The organism is Paenibacillus sp. MT124, from assembly GCF_058792755.1.
In genome coordinates this window covers 723871-742549 of sequence record NZ_CM179500.1, presented here as the reverse complement: position 1 = coordinate 742549, position 18679 = coordinate 723871, and the positions used below count along the sequence as shown (strand labels likewise).

Here is an 18679-nt window from a genome sequence, read left to right as displayed (position 1 = left end):
CACACATCATTGCGACAGAAGGGAGCGTGGATACATGACTTATCATGGATCTGTATTGAAAAAGAGTGGAGCTCTGTTACTGACAGGAGCAGTAATGGTTACAACTTGGGGAGGAGCTTCCGTACCGCTGGCATCAGCCGGAGCAGCAACCCCATCAAGCAAAACAACGGTCGCAGCAACAGCTGCAGGGAAGGCACCTGCCACGCCTGCCGCATTTATTAAAGCCATGGAAGAAGCAGCGACACTTGCAGGTGTGCCTTTTTCAATGGACGAGCTATCAGGCAAAACCGTTCAGCGTAAGGATGCTGCTCTAGCTCTTCAAACCTGGTTGAAGCTGGAGTCCACCACAGAGTCATTCAAAGACGTACCGGACCAATCCAGCTATGCAGGTGCCATCGGTGCCTTGAATGCTGCAGGGTTGATGAAAGGTTATACTGATTCCCTCTTTCTACCTAACGCTTTCCTGACGGAAAATGATGTCGCTATATTGAAAGATCGCATTTATAACTACATAAAACCATTTGTTCTGGAGGAAGCAACGATTACGGAACTCCAGGCTGCAATGACGCAAGGAAAGCTTACATCTAAGGAATTGGTTCAAATGTATCTGGATCGGATTGAGAAATTCGATGATCAGGGAGTTAGCATTAATTCCATACTAGCCTTAAACCCGGAAGCACTTGAACTTGCCCAGGCTTTGGACGAAGAACGTGCAGCCAAAGGCGCACGCGGACCGCTGCATGGTATTCCGGTTCTTGTGAAGGACAACTTCGATACGAATGATATGCCTACCACTGCCGGCTGTATCTGTCTGAAGGACTCCGTGCCTGCCCAAGACGCTGAGCAAGTGAAAAAACTCAAAGAAGCGGGTGCCATTATCCTCGGTAAAACAAATCTGCATGAATTTGCATTTGGCATTACTACATCCAGTTCATTGGGTGGACAAACCCTGAACCCTTACGCACTAGATCACTATCCTGGCGGTTCCAGCGGCGGGACAGGGGCAGCGATTGCCTCCAACTTTGCTGCAGCAGGCATGGGTACAGATACGGGTGGATCCATCCGTATTCCATCCAGCTTCAACAGCCTTGTCGGAATTCGTCCAACGATTGGACTATCCAGCCGTGAAGGCATTATCCCGCTTGCTCTGACTCAGGATGTAGGTGGCCCTATGGCTCGTACAGTTAGCGACGCTGCGATCATGCTGGACGCTACAGCAGGTTATGACAAGGACGATGTGGCTACAGCCTATGCTGTAGGCAAAATCCCTTCCAGTTACACTGACTTCCTGGACGTGAATGGACTTAAAGGCGCGCGTATTGGTGTAGCTACTGAACTGATCCCAAGCACCAAAGCAGAAGAGAAAGCCGTTGCTGATGTCATCAACAATGCAGTGGAAGAATTGAAATCTCTGGGTGCAACTGCTGTACCCATTAGTATTCCAAATCTGGACGAAATCAACAAATACCCAAGCTTGAGCGGATATGAATTCAAATTCCAGCTCAACGACTATCTGGAGTCACTTGGTGAAGATGCTCCATACCACAGTCTGTCGGAGATCATCGCTTCAGGTGAATTTGATAAAACACAGGAACAATCCATGAAGGCACGCGATGCACGGGAAACGCTGGAGACAACCGAGTACAAAGACATCGTATTAAAACGTACTCAAATCACACGCGAAGCTATTCTAAAAGTGATGGCTGACAATAACCTGGATGCCATTGTCTATCCCACATCCACCCAGGCTGCAGCCGTGATTGGGGAGGGTCAAAATTCCGGCGGGAATAACCGACTAAGCCCATTCTCCGGATTCCCGGCTATCACCGTACCTGCCGGCTTCACTACAGAGGGTCTACCTGTAGGCATTGAATTCCTCGGCCGTGCCTTTGATGAAGGAACATTGATTAAACTCGCATATAGTTATGAGCAAGGAACCCACCACCGCCAAGCTCCTAAACTTACGCCATAACTCTTTATTGAATTTAAAAAGCTAATAGACAAAAAGTACACTTCGCCTCCACATCGGAGGAAAGTGTACTTTTTTTATTATCCTGGTAAGACAAACTGTCTTATCTGCTTAATCTCAACTTTCTACGTTACTTCATTGAATCAGTGTCTGGAACACTCCATTCCAACACAAGGCCTGCATAAGTTAAGCCACCACCGAAACCGAATAAGGCAAGGCGCTGACCCTGCTTCACTTTCCCTTCATCGACAGCCAGCTGAATGGCCAGAGGTATGGATGCAGCCGATGTGTTCCCACGATACTCCATGCTGGTTAGCGTGCGTTCCAACGGTACAGGTCCGCGCTCGCAGACAGCTTCAATCATTCTCATATTGGCGCTGTGCGGTACAAACCAGTCGATCTGCTCCGTCTGCAACCCTGAGTTCGCGATAAGTTTCGGCAATTGCTCGGGTATCAGCCGTACAGCCCATTTGTATACTTCCCTGCCGTTTTGCACAAGACGTCCGTCACCTTGAAGAGGTACCCCATTCATCTCGGAGGAAAGCCCACTGCTATAAACATGTAACCCACCATCACCCTGAGTTCCGGAAAGTGCTGCCAGAGCACTGCCCTGCCCTTCGGTTCGTTCCAACAGAAACGCTCCTGCTCCATCCCCAAACAAAATACATGTCGTACGATCGGTGTAATCCGTAATTTTGGATAACGTCTCCGCCCCGATTACGAGCACTTTGCGATACATGCCACTTGTAATCATGCTATCGGCCAGCTGCAACCCATAGACAAAGCCTGCGCACGCTGCGCTCAAATCCAGTGCTCCTGTCTGAGTAATGTTCAGACTGGCCTGTACTCTGGAAGCTGTGCTAGGGAATGCATACTCAGGCGTACTTGTTGCTACGAGGATCATATCCACATCATGAACGTCAACTCCATACCGCCGAATCATGTCTTCCACAGCCTTAACTGCCAGATCAGAAACGAACTGATCCTCTGCGGCAATTCTCCGCTCCCTCATCGCTGTTCGTTGCACGATCCATTCATCGTTCGTTTCAACTAATTTCTCCAAATCAGTATTACTTAATATACGATCCGGTACATAAGTGCCCATGGCCGTAATCGTTGCTTTCGATTGAATCATACCGGTAATCACCTCGTTAGTTTTTTACTATTATAGCACTAAGTATTAGTACTTGGTACTAAAAAATGATAAAAAGTAGTTTATTTTTGTTTTTCCTTATTGAAACCATGCCTACTGCACGTCGCACCTGAGAGAGTCAATTAACAAGTTCTCTGAAAAAACAAAAAACAGCCCAATTAATCACTATCGGGCTGTTAAAATTATAATTTGTTATATTTATAAACAAATAAAAACCACCACCGAGTTTCTTCGGCAGTGGTTCTTTGCTTGGCAGCGTCCTACTCTCCCAGGACCCTTCGGTCCAAGTACCATCGGCGCTAGAGGGCTTAACGGTCGTGTTCGGGATGGGTACGTGTGGAACCCCTCCGCCATCGCCACCAAACGAGCATTTGTGTACCAAATGCATTCGCGTTCCATTCGGTCCTACACATCGGTGTGGATGAATGGTTCAGCGTCTGTGGAACTGAAAATCATACACACATTGGAGTGTTGTACCGATTTTCATTTCAGAGATTATTCTCTGAAAACTAGATCCGAAACAAAACTTGCGATCAAAACCTGCATATTTGGATAAGCCCTCGACCGATTAGTACTGGTCAGCTCCATGCATTACTGCACTTCCACCCCCAGCCTATCTACCTCGTCGTCTTCAAGGGGTCTTACATACTGGGAAATCTCATCTTGAGGGGGGCTTCACGCTTAGATGCTTTCAGCGCTTATCCCGTCCGTACATAGCTACCCAGCGGTGCTCCTGGCGGAACAACTGGTACACCAGCGGTACGTCCATCCCGGTCCTCTCGTACTAAGGACAGCTCCTCTCAAATTTCCTACGCCCACGACAGATAGGGACCGAACTGTCTCACGACGTTCTGAACCCAGCTCGCGTACCGCTTTAATGGGCGAACAGCCCAACCCTTGGGACCTACTTCAGCCCCAGGATGCGATGAGCCGACATCGAGGTGCCAAACCTCCCCGTCGATGTGGACTCTTGGGGGAGATAAGCCTGTTATCCCCAGGGTAGCTTTTATCCGTTGAGCGATGGCCCTTCCATGCGGTACCACCGGATCACTAAGCCCGACTTTCGTCCCTGCTCGACTTGTAGGTCTCGCAGTCAAGCTCCCTTATGCCTTTGCACTCTTCGAATGATTTCCAACCATTCTGAGGGAACCTTTGGGCGCCTCCGTTACTCTTTAGGAGGCGACCGCCCCAGTCAAACTGCCCACCTGACACTGTCCCCGTACCCGCTAAGGGCACCAGGTTAGAACCTAGATACGATCAGGGTGGTATCCCAACGGTGCCTCCACACAAGCTGGCGCTCATGCTTCAAAGGCTCCCACCTATCCTGTACAGATCGTACCCAAATTCAATATCAAGCTGCAGTAAAGCTCCATGGGGTCTTTCCGTCTTGTCGCGGGTAACCTGCATCTTCACAGGTATTAAAATTTCACCGGATCTCTCGTTGAGACAGCGCCCAAGTCGTTACGCCATTCGTGCGGGTCAGAATTTACCTGACAAGGAATTTCGCTACCTTAGGACCGTTATAGTTACGGCCGCCGTTTACTGGGGCTTCGGTTCACAGCTTCGGGATTACTCCCTAACCGCTCCCCTTAACCTTCCAGCACCGGGCAGGCGTCAGCCCGTATACTTCGCCTTACGGCTTCGCACAGACCTGTGTTTTTGCTAAACAGTCGCTTGGGCCTTTTCACTGCGGCCCCCTCGTGCTATTCACACTACCGGGGCACCCCTTCTCCCGAAGTTACGGGGTCATTTTGCCGAGTTCCTTAACGAGAGTTCTTCCGCGCGCCTTAGAATTCTCTTCTCGCCTACCTGTGTCGGTTTGCGGTACGGGCACCTTCATCTGGCTAGAGGCTTTTCTTGGCAGTGTGAGATCATGACCTTCGCTACTGTAATTTTCACTCCCCATCACAGCTCAGCCTTACGATGTGCGGATTTGCCTACACATCAGCCTTACTGCTTGGACAGGCATCCATCAGCCTGCGTCACTACCCTACTGCGTCCCCCCATCGCTCGTAACGATTTACGGTGGTACAGGAATTTCGACCTGTTGTCCTTCGACTACGCCTTTCGGCCTCGCCTTAGGTCCCGACTTACCCTGAGCGGACGAGCCTTCCTCAGGAACCCTTAGGCTTTCGGCGGATCAGATTCTCACTGATCTTTTCGTTACTCATACCGGCATTCTCACTTGTATAATGTCCAGCGCTCCTTACGGTACACCTTCAACCCTTATACAACGCTCCCCTACCCCTGATGCAAGCATCAAGCCATAGCTTCGGTGGTGTGTTTAGCCCCGTTACATTTTCGGCGCAGAGTCACTCGACCAGTGAGCTATTACGCACTCTTTCAATGGTGGCTGCTTCTAAGCCAACATCCTGGTTGTCTGTGCAACTCCACATCCTTTCCCACTTAACACACACTTGGGGACCTTAGCTGATGGTCTGGGCTGTTTCCCTTTTGACAATGGATCTTAGCACTCACTGTCTGACTCCCGGAAGTAAGTCTATGGCATTCGGAGTTTGACTGAGCTTGGTAACCCTTGCGGGCCCCGCACCCAATCAGTGCTCTACCTCCACGACTCTGTTTTCCGAGGCTAGCCCTAAAGCTATTTCGGGGAGAACCAGCTATCTCCGAGTTCGATTGGAATTTCTCCGCTACCCCCACCTCATCCCCGCACTTTTCAACGTGCGTGGGTTCGGGCCTCCAGTGCGTGTTACCGCACCTTCACCCTGGACAGGGGTAGATCACCCGGTTTCGGGTCTACGTCCACGTACTAACTCGCCCTATTCAGACTCGCTTTCGCTGCGGCTCCGGCTCTTCACCTTAACCTTGCACGGGAACGTAACTCGCCGGTTCATTCTACAAAAGGCACGCCATCACCCCTAAAATGGGCTCTGACTTCTTGTAAGCACACGGTTTCAGGTTCTATTTCACTCCCCTTCCGGGGTGCTTTTCACCTTTCCCTCACGGTACTGCTTCACTATCGGTCGCTAGGAAGTATTTAGCCTTGGCAGATGGTCCTGCCGGATTCATACGGGGTTTCACGTGCCCCGCACTACTCGGGATCCGTCTCGGAGGGAACAGACTTTCAATTACAGGGCTTTTACCTTCTTTGGCGGGCCTTTCCAGACCTCTTCGTTTAACCGGTTCCTTTGTAACTCCATGTGAGACGTCCCACAACCCCAGAGAGCAAGCTCTCTGGTTTGGGCTGTTCCGCGTTCGCTCGCCGCTACTGACGGAATCACTATTGTTTTCTCTTCCTCAAGGTACTTAGATGTTTCAGTTCCCCTGGTATGCCTCACACTAACCTATGTATTCAGTTAGGTGTAACTGGATATTACCCCAGCTGGGTTTCCCCATTCGGACATCCCCGGATCAAAGCTTGCTTACAGCTCCCCGAGGCAGTATCGTTGTTCGCCACGTCCTTCATCGGCTCCTAGCGCCTAGGCATCCTCCGTGTGCTCTTAGTAGCTTAACCAATTGCTCAAGTTGAGCAATGCAGTATCACTAATATTTGAAACTTGTTTGTACACAAGTTCAGCTAAAAGGAATGTTCTAATTCGCAATTTTCGTTTCGATATCTAGTTTTCAAAGAACAAGCTCCATGCAAAAGCAAGCTGTTTGAGAGTTTGAGCTCTCAAAACTGAGCAACGAGTGAGTTAAAAGCTTTACGAAGTAAAGCTCGCTTCGGAAGCATACTTCCTGAAGACTTTTTGAATGTCTTCGTTACAGAAGACGATTCTCCATAGAAAGGAGGTGATCCAGCCGCACCTTCCGATACGGCTACCTTGTTACGACTTCACCCCAATCATCTATCCCACCTTCGGCGGCTGGCTCCTTGCGGTTACCCCACCGACTTCGGGTGTTATAAACTCTCGTGGTGTGACGGGCGGTGTGTACAAGACCCGGGAACGTATTCACCGCGGCATGCTGATCCGCGATTACTAGCAATTCCGACTTCATGCAGGCGAGTTGCAGCCTGCAATCCGAACTGAGACCGGCTTTTTAGGATTCGTTCCACCTCGCGGCTTCACTGCCCGTTGTACCGGCCATTGTAGTACGTGTGTAGCCCAGGTCATAAGGGGCATGATGATTTGACGTCATCCCCACCTTCCTCCGGTTTGTCACCGGCAGTCACCTTAGAGTGCCCACCCGAAGTGCTGGCAACTAAGATCAAGGGTTGCGCTCGTTGCGGGACTTAACCCAACATCTCACGACACGAGCTGACGACAACCATGCACCACCTGTCTCCTCTGTCCCGAAGGAAAGCCCTATCTCTAGGACGGTCAGAGGGATGTCAAGACCTGGTAAGGTTCTTCGCGTTGCTTCGAATTAAACCACATACTCCACTGCTTGTGCGGGTCCCCGTCAATTCCTTTGAGTTTCAGTCTTGCGACCGTACTCCCCAGGCGGAATGCTTAATGTGTTAACTTCGGCACCAAGGGTATCGAAACCCCTAACACCTAGCATTCATCGTTTACGGCGTGGACTACCAGGGTATCTAATCCTGTTTGCTCCCCACGCTTTCGCGCCTCAGCGTCAGTTACAGCCCAGAGAGTCGCCTTCGCCACTGGTGTTCCTCCACATCTCTACGCATTTCACCGCTACACGTGGAATTCCACTCTCCTCTTCTGCACTCAAGTCACCCAGTTTCCAGTGCGATCCGGGGTTGAGCCCCGGGATTAAACACCAGACTTAAATGACCGCCTGCGCGCGCTTTACGCCCAATAATTCCGGACAACGCTTGCCCCCTACGTATTACCGCGGCTGCTGGCACGTAGTTAGCCGGGGCTTTCTTCTCAGGTACCGTCACTCCTTGAGCAGTTACTCTCAAGGACGTTCTTCCCTGGCAACAGAGCTTTACGATCCGAAAACCTTCATCACTCACGCGGCATTGCTCCGTCAGGCTTTCGCCCATTGCGGAAGATTCCCTACTGCTGCCTCCCGTAGGAGTCTGGGCCGTGTCTCAGTCCCAGTGTGGCCGATCACCCTCTCAGGTCGGCTACGCATCGTCGCCTTGGTGAGCCATTACCTCACCAACTAGCTAATGCGCCGCAGGCCCATCCTCAAGTGACAGATTGCTCCGTCTTTCCAGCTTCCTTCAGGCGAAGAAAGCAAGTATTCGGTATTAGCTACCGTTTCCGGTAGTTGTCCCAAGCTTGAGGGCAGGTTGCCTACGTGTTACTCACCCGTCCGCCGCTAACCATCAGAGAAGCAAGCTTCTCATCAAGTCCGCTCGACTTGCATGTATTAGGCATGCCGCCAGCGTTCGTCCTGAGCCAGGATCAAACTCTCCAATAAAGTATTGAAAAGAGCGATTAGCTCATTTTGAATCTGACGAGATTAAAAATCTCATTGTTGTTCCAGTTTTCATACAGTCAAATGACATGTACCAAAAACCTTCACGTTCATCCTGCAAGCAGGATGATTACTCACTCGTTGTTCAGTTTTCAAAGATCAAACGTCGTTTGCATCCGAGTGTTGTTCTCTTCAGCAACTTTTATATCTTATCATATCCGAACCAATTTAGCAAGCACTTTTTTTCAAGTTTCTTTCGAAGCTTTTCAGTTTGCTTACCGCACCGTGTTTCTCGTGTTTTCTTGGCCGGAATTAGAATATACCATGTACAGTTTTTTTATGCAAGTACTTTTTTCAATAAGAAATTAAGAAAGAGTATACAGACTTCTATTCAAATAGTTTCTTCTATATAAAGATACGAAGTTTACAACAAGAGAAGCTATATGATCTCAACCATCAAAAGATCAAACCGAATAAGGTCCTGACCATAAACGCTGCAGCTTGTCCAAGAACTCTTTAACATCACATAAACATAAAGTTCTACAAGAATCCTTTTATTGATCAAACTGTGTATCTTTATTGACGTACCTTTCCAAGCTATAAATCACCTCACCATATCTCTCACCAACTTTCCCTCTATATATAGAACGTAACTTACCCACTATATAATGAAAGGAACTGTATTATATTTCTCAAGCGAGATTAAATTCTGATTCTATTTAATAAAAAAAGACGAAAGCCCTGATCAAGCCCAGGAGCTTTCGTCCTTCTATATAGTAGAAATGAATTATTCTCCGCCCATAAAGATATAGCGAGCAAGAACAATGATTGCGAGAATCCACATCAACCAGTGAATCTTCACTTTGCGATCCGTAACCAGGTTGCTGAATACGGCCAGAATGACATAAGACAGAATACCTGCTGAGATCCCGTTTGCAATTCCGCCTGTGAAAGGCATCAATACAATTGTCAGGAATGCAGGGAACGCCTGAAGGAAATCATCCCACTCAATGCTGCGCACCTGGCTCATCATCAATACACCTACGATAATCAGGGCAGGAGCTGTAGCAGCAGATGGAACAACCAACGCAAGCGGAGCAATGAACAGCGCCAAAATGAACAAGATCCCAGTCGTTACCGAAGTCAGACCCGTACGTCCACCCGCTTCAACGCCGGAAGCACTCTCGACGAATGCCGTAATAGTACTCGTACCCAATGCCGCACCCGCACTTACACCTACTGCATCGACGAGCATTGCTTTACCAATTGTTTTCTCGCCTTTTTGCTTGTCTTTCATAATCCCCATCCGGGTCGCAGTCCCAACCATTGTACCGAACGTGTCAAACAATTCAACGAAGGTAAAGATGAAGATAATTTCAAACAATCCAAGGCTGATTGCGCCCTTCAGGTCCAACTGCCCAACAGCCAAATCACTGAAATTAGGCAGCCAACTTGCACCGGATAGTCCGCTAAGATTCGTAACACCCATTGGAATACCAATTAGAGTTGTAGCAACGATACCAATGAGCAGTGCACCTTTTACACGCATAACCATCAGTACAGCAATAAGGATCAATCCAATCAGTGCCAATAGCGCATCATGATGCGTTACAAAATTACCGAGCGACAAGTTGAAACTGCTGCCGGGAATCGGCTGGCTAAGGTCTGCATCTGGCGCAACATTAACCGTAACTGCAATAAGGTTGGCCAATTTGAAACCTACAATAGTAATAAAGAGACCGATACCGACCGTAATGGCCATTTTCAATGTTTGAGGTACAGCCACAAGCAGCATCTGACGAATTCTCGTCACGGTCAAGATAATGAATACGATACCCGAGAGGAATACCGCTCCGAGAGCAGCTTGCCAGGTAATTGCCCCATTAGAACTCAGCACCACCGTCATGAAGTATGCATTCAATCCCATACCCGGCGCGAGGGCAATCGGGATGTTAACGAACAATCCCATAATGATGGTCATAAGCCCAGCACCTACGGCTGTTGCAAAAAACACTGCGTTATCCGACATCCCCGCCCCGGCTGATCCGAGGAACAATGTGTTAACAAAAAGGATGTACGCCATGGTCATAAAGGTAGTAAGACCCGCAACAATCTCCGTTCTAACATTCGTTCCGTTTTCTTTTAGTTTAAAGAAACGATCCATAATCCACTAACTCCCCCTTAGAGATGCTGAAGCCATTTTGAAAAACGACAAAGACCCTGGACGGACTTACTTCACCCAGGGTTAGCTATAAGGAGAGGTGTGCCTATTGCCAAGAACATAAAAAATTCTAATGTGCGTCCATTATAGTTAACCACGCAGTCATATAGAACTTTTGCTGTGCTTAGCCTCTCCTGCTCGTAGCCAGATCATTAGGGTGATCTTGTAGAAACTCCCGGGCCATATCCCCAGGATTATACGAAGTAGTATGCGCTATTTGTTTGTTTTCCCATCCCTATTTTAGAAGCGCCGACCTTTTCTGTCAATGATAAAAACGAATGTTAATTATATGTTTGTACGGAAACGTTCGTGTTCTGAAAGCGCTATACATTTTATCGCAAAAAAAGCCACCGTATATACGGCAGCTCATAATCCAACCTATACATTGTTTCTACTGTAAAACAACAGATTAACAAACAATGCAGCAACTCAACATTATCCTTTAATTCCCGAATTCAGGTTAATCGATTGCAGGAAATACTTTTGTGCAAAAATAAACAGCACGAGTGTTGGAATAATGGCCAGAATCGCCGAACCCATCAGTTGTCCAATCATGCGATAATTGCCGTAAATATCCTGCAACAACAATAGTCCCGCGGTAATCGGCATTTTCTCGACATCTGTGTATACGATAACCGGCCATAGGAAGTCATTCCAGGACCCAATGAACGAGAATAGACCGCACACAATCAATACCGGTTTCACCAGGGGTAAAATAATGGAGTAATAAATCCGGAAATCACTTGCACCATCTACCTTAGCAGACTCGTCGAGTTCGCCAGGTATTCCTTTCATGAACTGACGAACGAGGAAGATATTCCCCATACCAGCCAGCCCCGGAATAATCATGGCCCAAGCTGTATTGACCCATCCAAGCGCCTCAATGATTTTGTAGGAAGGGATCAGGTTAACGACACCCGGGAAAAATGAAATCCCAAGAAGCGTGAAAAATAAGGCATCTCTCCCTTTGAACTTCAACCTTGTGTATCCATAGCCTGTAAGGGAAATGATAAAAACGACAAGCACCGTGTGAGATACTGCAATGAGCAGCGAGTTGCTCAGCCATCTCAGAATCGGAGCGGTTGATGTATTGTCCAGTATGGCAACGTAGTTATTAAAGTCCCACTCTTTGGGAAATAACCGGAACCCGGCCGACACCACTTCTGCCTGTGAGCGAAACGAAGTCGTAATCCCGAAAATAACGGGCACCACCCATATGACACAAATGGTTACCAAAAATAGATAGGATATATATTTAGAGATACTTATTTTTTTGACCATGTTGATATACCTGCTCCTTCCCGATCCACGTTCGATCCTGCTCCTCTAATTGGCGTTCCGGTTCATTACGTAATATTGCAATGCGGAGATGACCAGAATAACCAGTCCTAACAGCACAGCCATGGCGGAAGCCATACCTGCCACTGACTCACCGGAGCCAAACGCAAGCTGGCGAATATACATCATGAGAACATGCGTAGTCTGCTGTGGTCCACCATCGGTCATCATCAGCGGCTGACCAAATACGTTAAACGAACCAGCTGTTGTCATGACAAATGTAAAAATCAACGGGAAACGGATGGAAGGCAGCGTAATGCTGAAGAATCGGCGTACCGGACCCGCACCATCCATCTCGGCTGCTTCATACAGATCGCTAGGTACACCATTAATGGAAGCGCGATAGATAATCATGTTACCTCCGACCGCTCCCCACACAGATATCACAATAATAATGATCCAAGCATACGGTTGATTGGCTGCCCAGGATATCTCTGATCCAAATACGTTACCAGTGATGCCGAGCTGTTTATTGAAAATAAGTGACCAGATGAGCGCTGCGGCAGATATGGAGATCATACCTGGAATGTAGATAATCGCCTGCATGAAGCCTTTGAATTTCACCTTTTTATGTTCAAGGGCTACCGCAACAAGCAGCGGAATAATGATTAAAGGCGGAACGCTCAGTGCCACGAAAATCAACGTATTCTTCAAACCATTAAAGAATTGAAAATGAAATGAGGAATCCTGGTCGAACAGGATCGTCCTATAATTTTCAAAACCGACCCAAACCGGATCGTTAATTAGGTTCCATCTGGTGAAAGAGGCATAAATCCCGTAGATCGTTGGCAGCAGTATAAACACCAAAAACAGGATTAGATGAGGACCAACAAATAAGAACGGTGCAAATGATCGTTTATTCATATCCTTTCATTTCTCCTTTGGGAAAAGCAATGTGCCACCCTCGCGACACATTGCTTCTATTACAGTAGACTGGCAAGATGTACAATACATCCGAAATGCAATTCAGGTTTTACTGGGCCCCACTGCTTCCTTGAGCAATTTTGTCCTCAACCTCTTTTTGCATCGTTTGCAGTGTCGCATCCAGCTCCACATTGCCACGAACGATATCAGCCGCGTATTTGTCAACTGCTTCAGCTACATACGGGTAATACTCGTAAGTGTAGATGTATAGCGATTCAATCTCCTTCTCGTTTGAAGTAAAGAAAGACTGCATGTAGTCTTTGTACTCCGGACTCTCAATAACCTGTTTACTCGCAACGGTTTGTCCAGCTTTGGCCCATTCCATTGAATTCTGACGGATAAACTCCAGGAATTTACCGATCCCTTGTTCCTTCTCGTCCGTTCTCGCTTCATTGTTCAGCATGGCAAACAAGTGAGATGAAGAACGGTTTGTAAACTTATCAGCCGTAGGTGAATATACATTGGTTACACCAAAATTCAGACCTTCAACAGTGGCGTGAGCAGTCGAGCTCCATGTACCATCTGTGGAAAACAAAACATTGCCGGATTGGAACATCAGGTAACCATCTTCACCGAACGGAGTCATAAGACCAGCATCGGAGATCTTTTTGACATTTTCAAAAGCAGCCTTCATCTCAGGGGTATTGAGCGCTGGTTTTCCATCCTTCTGTACATCCCCGCCTACATTTTGCAGTTGTCCGAGAATGACCCAGCCAAGCAAAGCATCATTGACGACGAAGTCTCCTTCGTCCAGTTTGCCTTGCAAGGAAAGCATCTCATCAATCGTGACAATATCATCATCCAGGAAGGATTCCACGTTATACTTTTTCAGCAAATCCTTGTTGTAGTACATGGCATTACTGTGAATATCGAGAGGAACAGTGTACTGTGTCCCATCAATTGTTCCTGTTGACCACGCTTGCGGTAAATAGTTCTCTTCCTTAATTTCCGGCTGCGCAGCCAGCATTGAAGTCATTGGCTCAAGCACATTTTGTTTCACAAAGCCCGGAACTCGGTCAGCATGGATAATAGCCAGATCAGGAATACCTTTACCGGAGTTAATTACCGTTGACAGCTTGGTATACATATCAGACGTAATCACATGTTTTACTTTGATTTCTGGTTCGGTGGCGTTGTATTCTTTAACCAACTGGTCCATGTAGGCCCCATCCTCTCCAGTCAGAGGCGTCCAGAACGTAATCGTATTTTTGTCGTCTGCGCTGCAGCCCGACAACACAATCACCAGCAGAAACAGCGTCGATACCATGAGAATAAAACCTTTTTTTGTACGTTTCACACAAGAACCCCCCTAGAATGATCAATCCTAAGCACATTTGTAAACGCATTCATATTATTGAGAAAATCACAGGGATCTGCAGTTTTTCTTTGGAAACTGTCCCTGAATACCGTGTATACTTGCTGAAGGAAGCTTGCCTAGGAGCACTCCCTTCGCTCCATCACACAAACGTTAATAAATGAATTAATCATTAATGTTTGTGTGAATTTATCGTAATTCATAGCGCTTACATTTGTCAACCACTTTGTTCCATTTTTATTTTTTATTTATGCTATAGCTCTATACGTTCACCGGACGACCATCTGGAACGGGTTTGCCAAAGTACGGGAATCCAAACTCATCCCAACCAAAGACCTGTGCCCGCATGTGGCGATTCGGATCATAGAGTGGGTCTCCCTCAATTTCTTTATAATTGCGAGCATGATAGACCAAAATATCCTGGCTTCCGTCCTCCGACACGGTGAAACTGTTATGCCCAGGGCCGTATTGTCCCGCCTCTACATCGGTTTGGAATACAGGGGCCGGAAGCTTTGTCCAACTCTTCGGTGACAACAGGTCGCTCCCTTCCTCTGCATACAGCAATCCCATGCAATAATTATGATCAGTTGCACTCGCGGAAAAGGATATAAATATTTTGCCATTTCTATTCAACACCGCTGCGCCTTCGTTGACCAAAAAACCGATTTTTTCCCAATCATGTGTCGGCTCAGCGATCATCACCTGTTCGGAAGCGAGTGTCCACGGATTTTCCATGGATGCAATATACAAGTTGGAATTACCTACGATGTCGGGATCTTTCTGTGCCCAAACCAGATATTGAACGTCATTATGTAGGAATGAGGTCGCATCGAGTGCGAAGCTCTCCCATTTTGTCTTGATTTGCCCCTTTTCTTCCCACACTCCTTCAAGTGGGTTCTCCGAGGCATTTTCCAGCACGAACATGCGATGGTCAAAAAGACCTTCCACCGTAGCCGTTGTTCGTGCTGCAGCAAAATAGATATACCATTTACCGTGGACAAAATGGATTTCCGGTGCCCAAATGTTGGCACTCATCGGTCCTTCATCATATTTGCGCCATACAACGACGGGCTCAGCGCTATCCAGCTCTTGAACAGTGCGAGCTCTTCTAACCTCTATTCGATCATACTCAGGCACGGAACCTGTAAAATAATAATAGCCGTCGGTATGTTTGTATACCCATGGATCGGCTCGTTGCGGTATAATCGGATTAACAAATGATTCCTTCTTCGAAACTGTACTCACGCTGTCATCTCCTGTTCTGCACGATAGGTTAATGTTTTTGTTTATATATTCGTAAATTTGTTATTAATTCACCTAAATATTAAGTTATTAAGCTACACGTGTCAATGAGTTGGCAGGGTTTTTTTGGTTATTTCATGGTTCGTTTTTACATTTTTCCGAATTTTTCTGTTTTTATGTTGTATATCTGGTATTATTTATATAAAAACGTTGTGATTATTTTCGAATTCCGATATTATAATATTCTACGTTTACTATTCACATAAATGTTAATATTTCATTTCTTCGGAGGAATTACATTGAAAATCGACCTGAACGAAAAAAACCTGCATATCTTCGAAGCCCTTTCTAGCAGTGTGCGCATTCAGATCGTTCATCTGCTATCCAAGAACTCTATGAATATAAAAGAACTGGCCGAAGCGCTTGGACTCAGCAGTGCCATTATGACCATGCATGTCAAAAAACTTGAAAAAGCCGGTGTTATCGAATCCAACATGGCCCCAGGCAAAGGTGGAGCGGCCCAAAAGGTCTGCTCTCTTCGCATGGACACTCTTGAAATCGCATTCCCGACCAAGGATGTCATCCAACGTGAGATTCACAAAACTGAAATCTCGGTAGGACATTTCACTGATCTGCAGATCAAACCGACTTGTGGCATTTGTACAAGGGATTCCATCATTGGTATTTTTGATGATCCCCGGTATTTTCTTGACCCTGATCGATTAAAGGCCAAAATTTTGTGGTTTGGACAAGGGTTTATTGAATACAAGGTACCGAACTATCTCATGGGTGATGAGAATCCGGAGGAATTGGAGATTTCAATGGAAATCTCCTCGGAGGCACCACTGACCAACAATAACTGGCCTTCAGATATTTCGTTTATCGTTAATGGCGTTGAGGTAGGGATGTGGACGAGCCCAGGTGACTTTGGAGGAAAAGGCAAACTGAATCCACCCTGGTGGTTTGAGAGTGTAAATCAGTACGGCCTCCTGAAACATCTCATTATCAAAAAGGAAGGCACATTTATGGATGGCGTGAAATTGTCTGACGTTACCATCGATGATATTGGTATCCGTAACAGCTACTGGTCGCTTCGCATTGCCGTCAAGGAGGATGCAGAGCACATCGGTGGCGTTACGTTATTCGGAGAAGGATTCGGTAACCATAATCAGGACATCATTTTCCGGCTGTACTACACCGACAAAACTGAAAAGCCTGAGTGAATTAACGTTTGTAGGCCTATGGAGACTAGGCTTCATAGAAACCGATTGCGTGGTTGTAGTATACTTTCTCTCCATCGGCGCTTCTGAGTTAGTCATCACTGGCGCAACATTACTGCACAACAAAGAAACTCCCTTTGACATGTGTAATACATGATCAAAGGGAGTTTCTTTTCGTTCAATACCGTTTATTCGTAAACTATTCCCACTCGATAGTTGCAGGTGGTTTGGAAGTCACGTCATAGACGATCCGGTTAACGTTATCGACTTCATTAACGATACGCACGGAGATTTTCTCCAGTACATCCCAAGGGATACGTGCCCAGTCGGCCGTCATACCGTCGATGGATGTTACGGCACGAATACCTACAGTGTAGGAATACGTACGAGCATCACCCATAACGCCTACGCTCTTCATGTTCGGTAAAGCCGTAAAGTATTGCCAAATTTCGCGGTCCAGACCCGCTTTGCCAATTTCCTCGCGCAGGATGTAATCCGAATCACGAACGATTTTAAGCTTCTCTTCCGTCACTTCTCCAAGAACACGGATCGCAAGACCCGGACCCGGGAAAGGCTGACGGTGTACAATTTCGTCCGGCAGGCCGCACTCTGTACCCACTTTGCGCACTTCATCCTTAAACAGGGTGCTCAGTGGTTCAATCAGTTTAAAGTTCATATCTTCAGGCAATCCACCCACGTTGTGGTGAGATTTGATCGTTTGTGCTGTTGCTGTTCCACTTTCCACGATGTCCGTATACAGTGTACCTTGCGCCAGGAATTCGAAATCATCAAACTGCTTGGACTCTTCATCAAATACGTAAATAAACTCGTTACCGATAATTTTACGTTTTTGTTCCGGATCATCCACGCCAGCCAGCTTGGACATGAAGCGCTCCTGTGCATCGATTTTGACAACTTTCATGTCAAATTTGCCAACAAACGTCTCCATTACGCTTTCGGCTTCGCCTTTACGCAGCAGACCGTGGTCAATGAACATACATGTCAGCTGGTCACCGATCGCTTTGTGAAGCAATGCAGCCACAACGGAAGAATCCACACCACCGCTAAGTGCACACAGTACTTTACCGTCGCCCACTTTTTCACGAATATCCTTGATCGTGTCGTCAATAAATGTTTCCATCGTCCAGTTGCCTTCGCAACCACAGATGTTAAACAGGAAGTTGCTAATCATATCGTTACCACGAACAGAGTGACGTACTTCCGGGTGGAACTGAACAGCATACAATTTGCGCTCATCGTTACTCATCGCAGCGATCGGCGCACTCTCCGTGCCTGCATCCAGTTTGAAGCCCGGAGGCAATGTAACTACATGGTCACCATGGCTCATCCATACCGTATGTTCACCTTCAATGCCCTGTGCCAGTGCAGCACCTGCGGCAAATTCAAGGTCTGCTTTTCCGTACTCACGTTTCTCGGAACGTTCTACTTTACCTTCAAGCTGCTGTGCCATAAGCTGCATACCATAGCAAATCCCGAAGATTGGAAGTCCCAGATCATACACACCTGGATCTACATGCGGAGCGTTCTCAGCGTACACGCTGGAAGGACCTCCGGAGAATACAATACCTTTTGGTGACAATTCTGCGATCTTCTCTGCCGGTGTGTTATACGGCAAAAGCTCGCTGTATACGCCAAGATCCCGGATTCTTCTGGCGATTAACTGGTTGTATTGGCCCCCAAAGTCAAGGACAACCACAATTTCATTTTGCTTATTCATTACCGTGCCTCCCTCAATTAATGAAACTAATTATACGCAACGACAAAACATACCGTCAAGGAAAGACGAAACTCCTTTTTGTGGGCAGTTTGCAACATTCGATATGAAGACCCCTTCATTGTGAGTTTTCTACAAATCCCCCACTTCCATTCGCTTCATGTTCAAATGAGTATTTCATGCCAAGCCGTATGTAATACAGACACTACGATGACAAGCCAAAATAGAAAGAAATCGCCCAAAGACACCTTGTCCGCACTTCGGCGA

General features: G+C 47.1%; 9 protein-coding genes, 3 rRNA genes and 1 riboswitch. Of the genes, 2 read left to right on the top strand and 10 right to left on the bottom strand.

Annotated features, from left to right (window positions below):
* The first annotated feature begins 34 nt into the window (after positions 1–34).
* Positions 35–1972, top strand: coding sequence for an amidase family protein (locus AC3RCI_RS03520; RefSeq protein WP_492527525.1), 1938 nt, complete (start codon positions 35–37; stop codon positions 1970–1972).
* A gap of 127 nt (positions 1973–2099) precedes the next feature.
* On the opposite strand, the gene AC3RCI_RS03515 is transcribed toward AC3RCI_RS03520, so the two are convergent.
* The 9 genes from AC3RCI_RS03515 to AC3RCI_RS03475 form a co-directional block, all read right to left on the bottom strand.
* The gene (locus tag AC3RCI_RS03515; protein ID WP_492527524.1) at positions 2100–3104 is read right to left on the bottom strand and encodes a ketoacyl-ACP synthase III; all 1005 of its coding nucleotides are present in this window, start codon (positions 3102–3104) and stop codon (positions 2100–2102) included.
* 265 nt (positions 3105–3369) lie between these two features.
* Positions 3370–3486 (bottom strand): 5S ribosomal RNA (gene rrf, locus AC3RCI_RS03510).
* Between the two features lie 184 nt (positions 3487–3670).
* Positions 3671–6597: ribosomal RNA gene (locus tag AC3RCI_RS03505) — 23S ribosomal RNA — on the bottom strand.
* 271 nt (positions 6598–6868) lie between these two features.
* Positions 6869–8420, bottom strand: a 16S ribosomal RNA gene (locus tag AC3RCI_RS03500).
* The 16S, 23S and 5S rRNA genes sit together here, the layout of an rRNA operon.
* A gap of 784 nt (positions 8421–9204) precedes the next feature.
* A complete protein-coding gene (locus AC3RCI_RS03495) occupies positions 9205–10581 on the bottom strand; it encodes an NCS2 family permease (RefSeq protein ID WP_492527523.1) in 1377 nt (458 codons plus the stop codon).
* Between the two features lie 178 nt (positions 10582–10759).
* Positions 10760–10860, bottom strand: a riboswitch (purine riboswitch).
* Positions 10861–11073: 213 nt separating this feature from the next.
* The gene (locus AC3RCI_RS03490; protein ID WP_095293153.1) at positions 11074–11919 is read right to left on the bottom strand and encodes a carbohydrate ABC transporter permease; all 846 of its coding nucleotides are present in this window, start codon (positions 11917–11919) and stop codon (positions 11074–11076) included.
* Positions 11920–11964: 45 nt separating this feature from the next.
* Complete coding sequence (locus AC3RCI_RS03485) at positions 11965–12840, bottom strand: carbohydrate ABC transporter permease (RefSeq protein ID WP_095293154.1); 876 nt, start codon at positions 12838–12840, stop codon at positions 11965–11967.
* A gap of 109 nt (positions 12841–12949) precedes the next feature.
* Entirely contained in the window at positions 12950–14167 is a 1218-nt protein-coding gene (locus AC3RCI_RS03480; RefSeq protein ID WP_492473873.1) for an extracellular solute-binding protein, read from the bottom strand.
* Between the two features lie 309 nt (positions 14168–14476).
* On the bottom strand, positions 14477–15460 hold the full coding sequence (locus AC3RCI_RS03475; protein WP_336784260.1) for a glycoside hydrolase family 43 protein: 984 nt from the start codon (positions 15458–15460) through the stop codon (positions 14477–14479).
* A 296-nt stretch (positions 15461–15756) separates the two neighbouring features.
* Here AC3RCI_RS03475 and AC3RCI_RS03470 point away from each other — a divergent pair, with 296 nt between their 5' ends.
* Positions 15757–16680, top strand: coding sequence for an ArsR/SmtB family transcription factor (locus AC3RCI_RS03470; RefSeq protein WP_127540658.1), 924 nt, complete (start codon positions 15757–15759; stop codon positions 16678–16680).
* Between the two features lie 196 nt (positions 16681–16876).
* On the opposite strand, the gene guaA is transcribed toward AC3RCI_RS03470, so the two are convergent.
* Positions 16877–18415, bottom strand: coding sequence for a glutamine-hydrolyzing GMP synthase (gene guaA / locus AC3RCI_RS03465; protein WP_154896834.1), 1539 nt, complete (start codon positions 18413–18415; stop codon positions 16877–16879).
* Between the last annotated feature and the right edge of the window lie 264 nt (positions 18416–18679).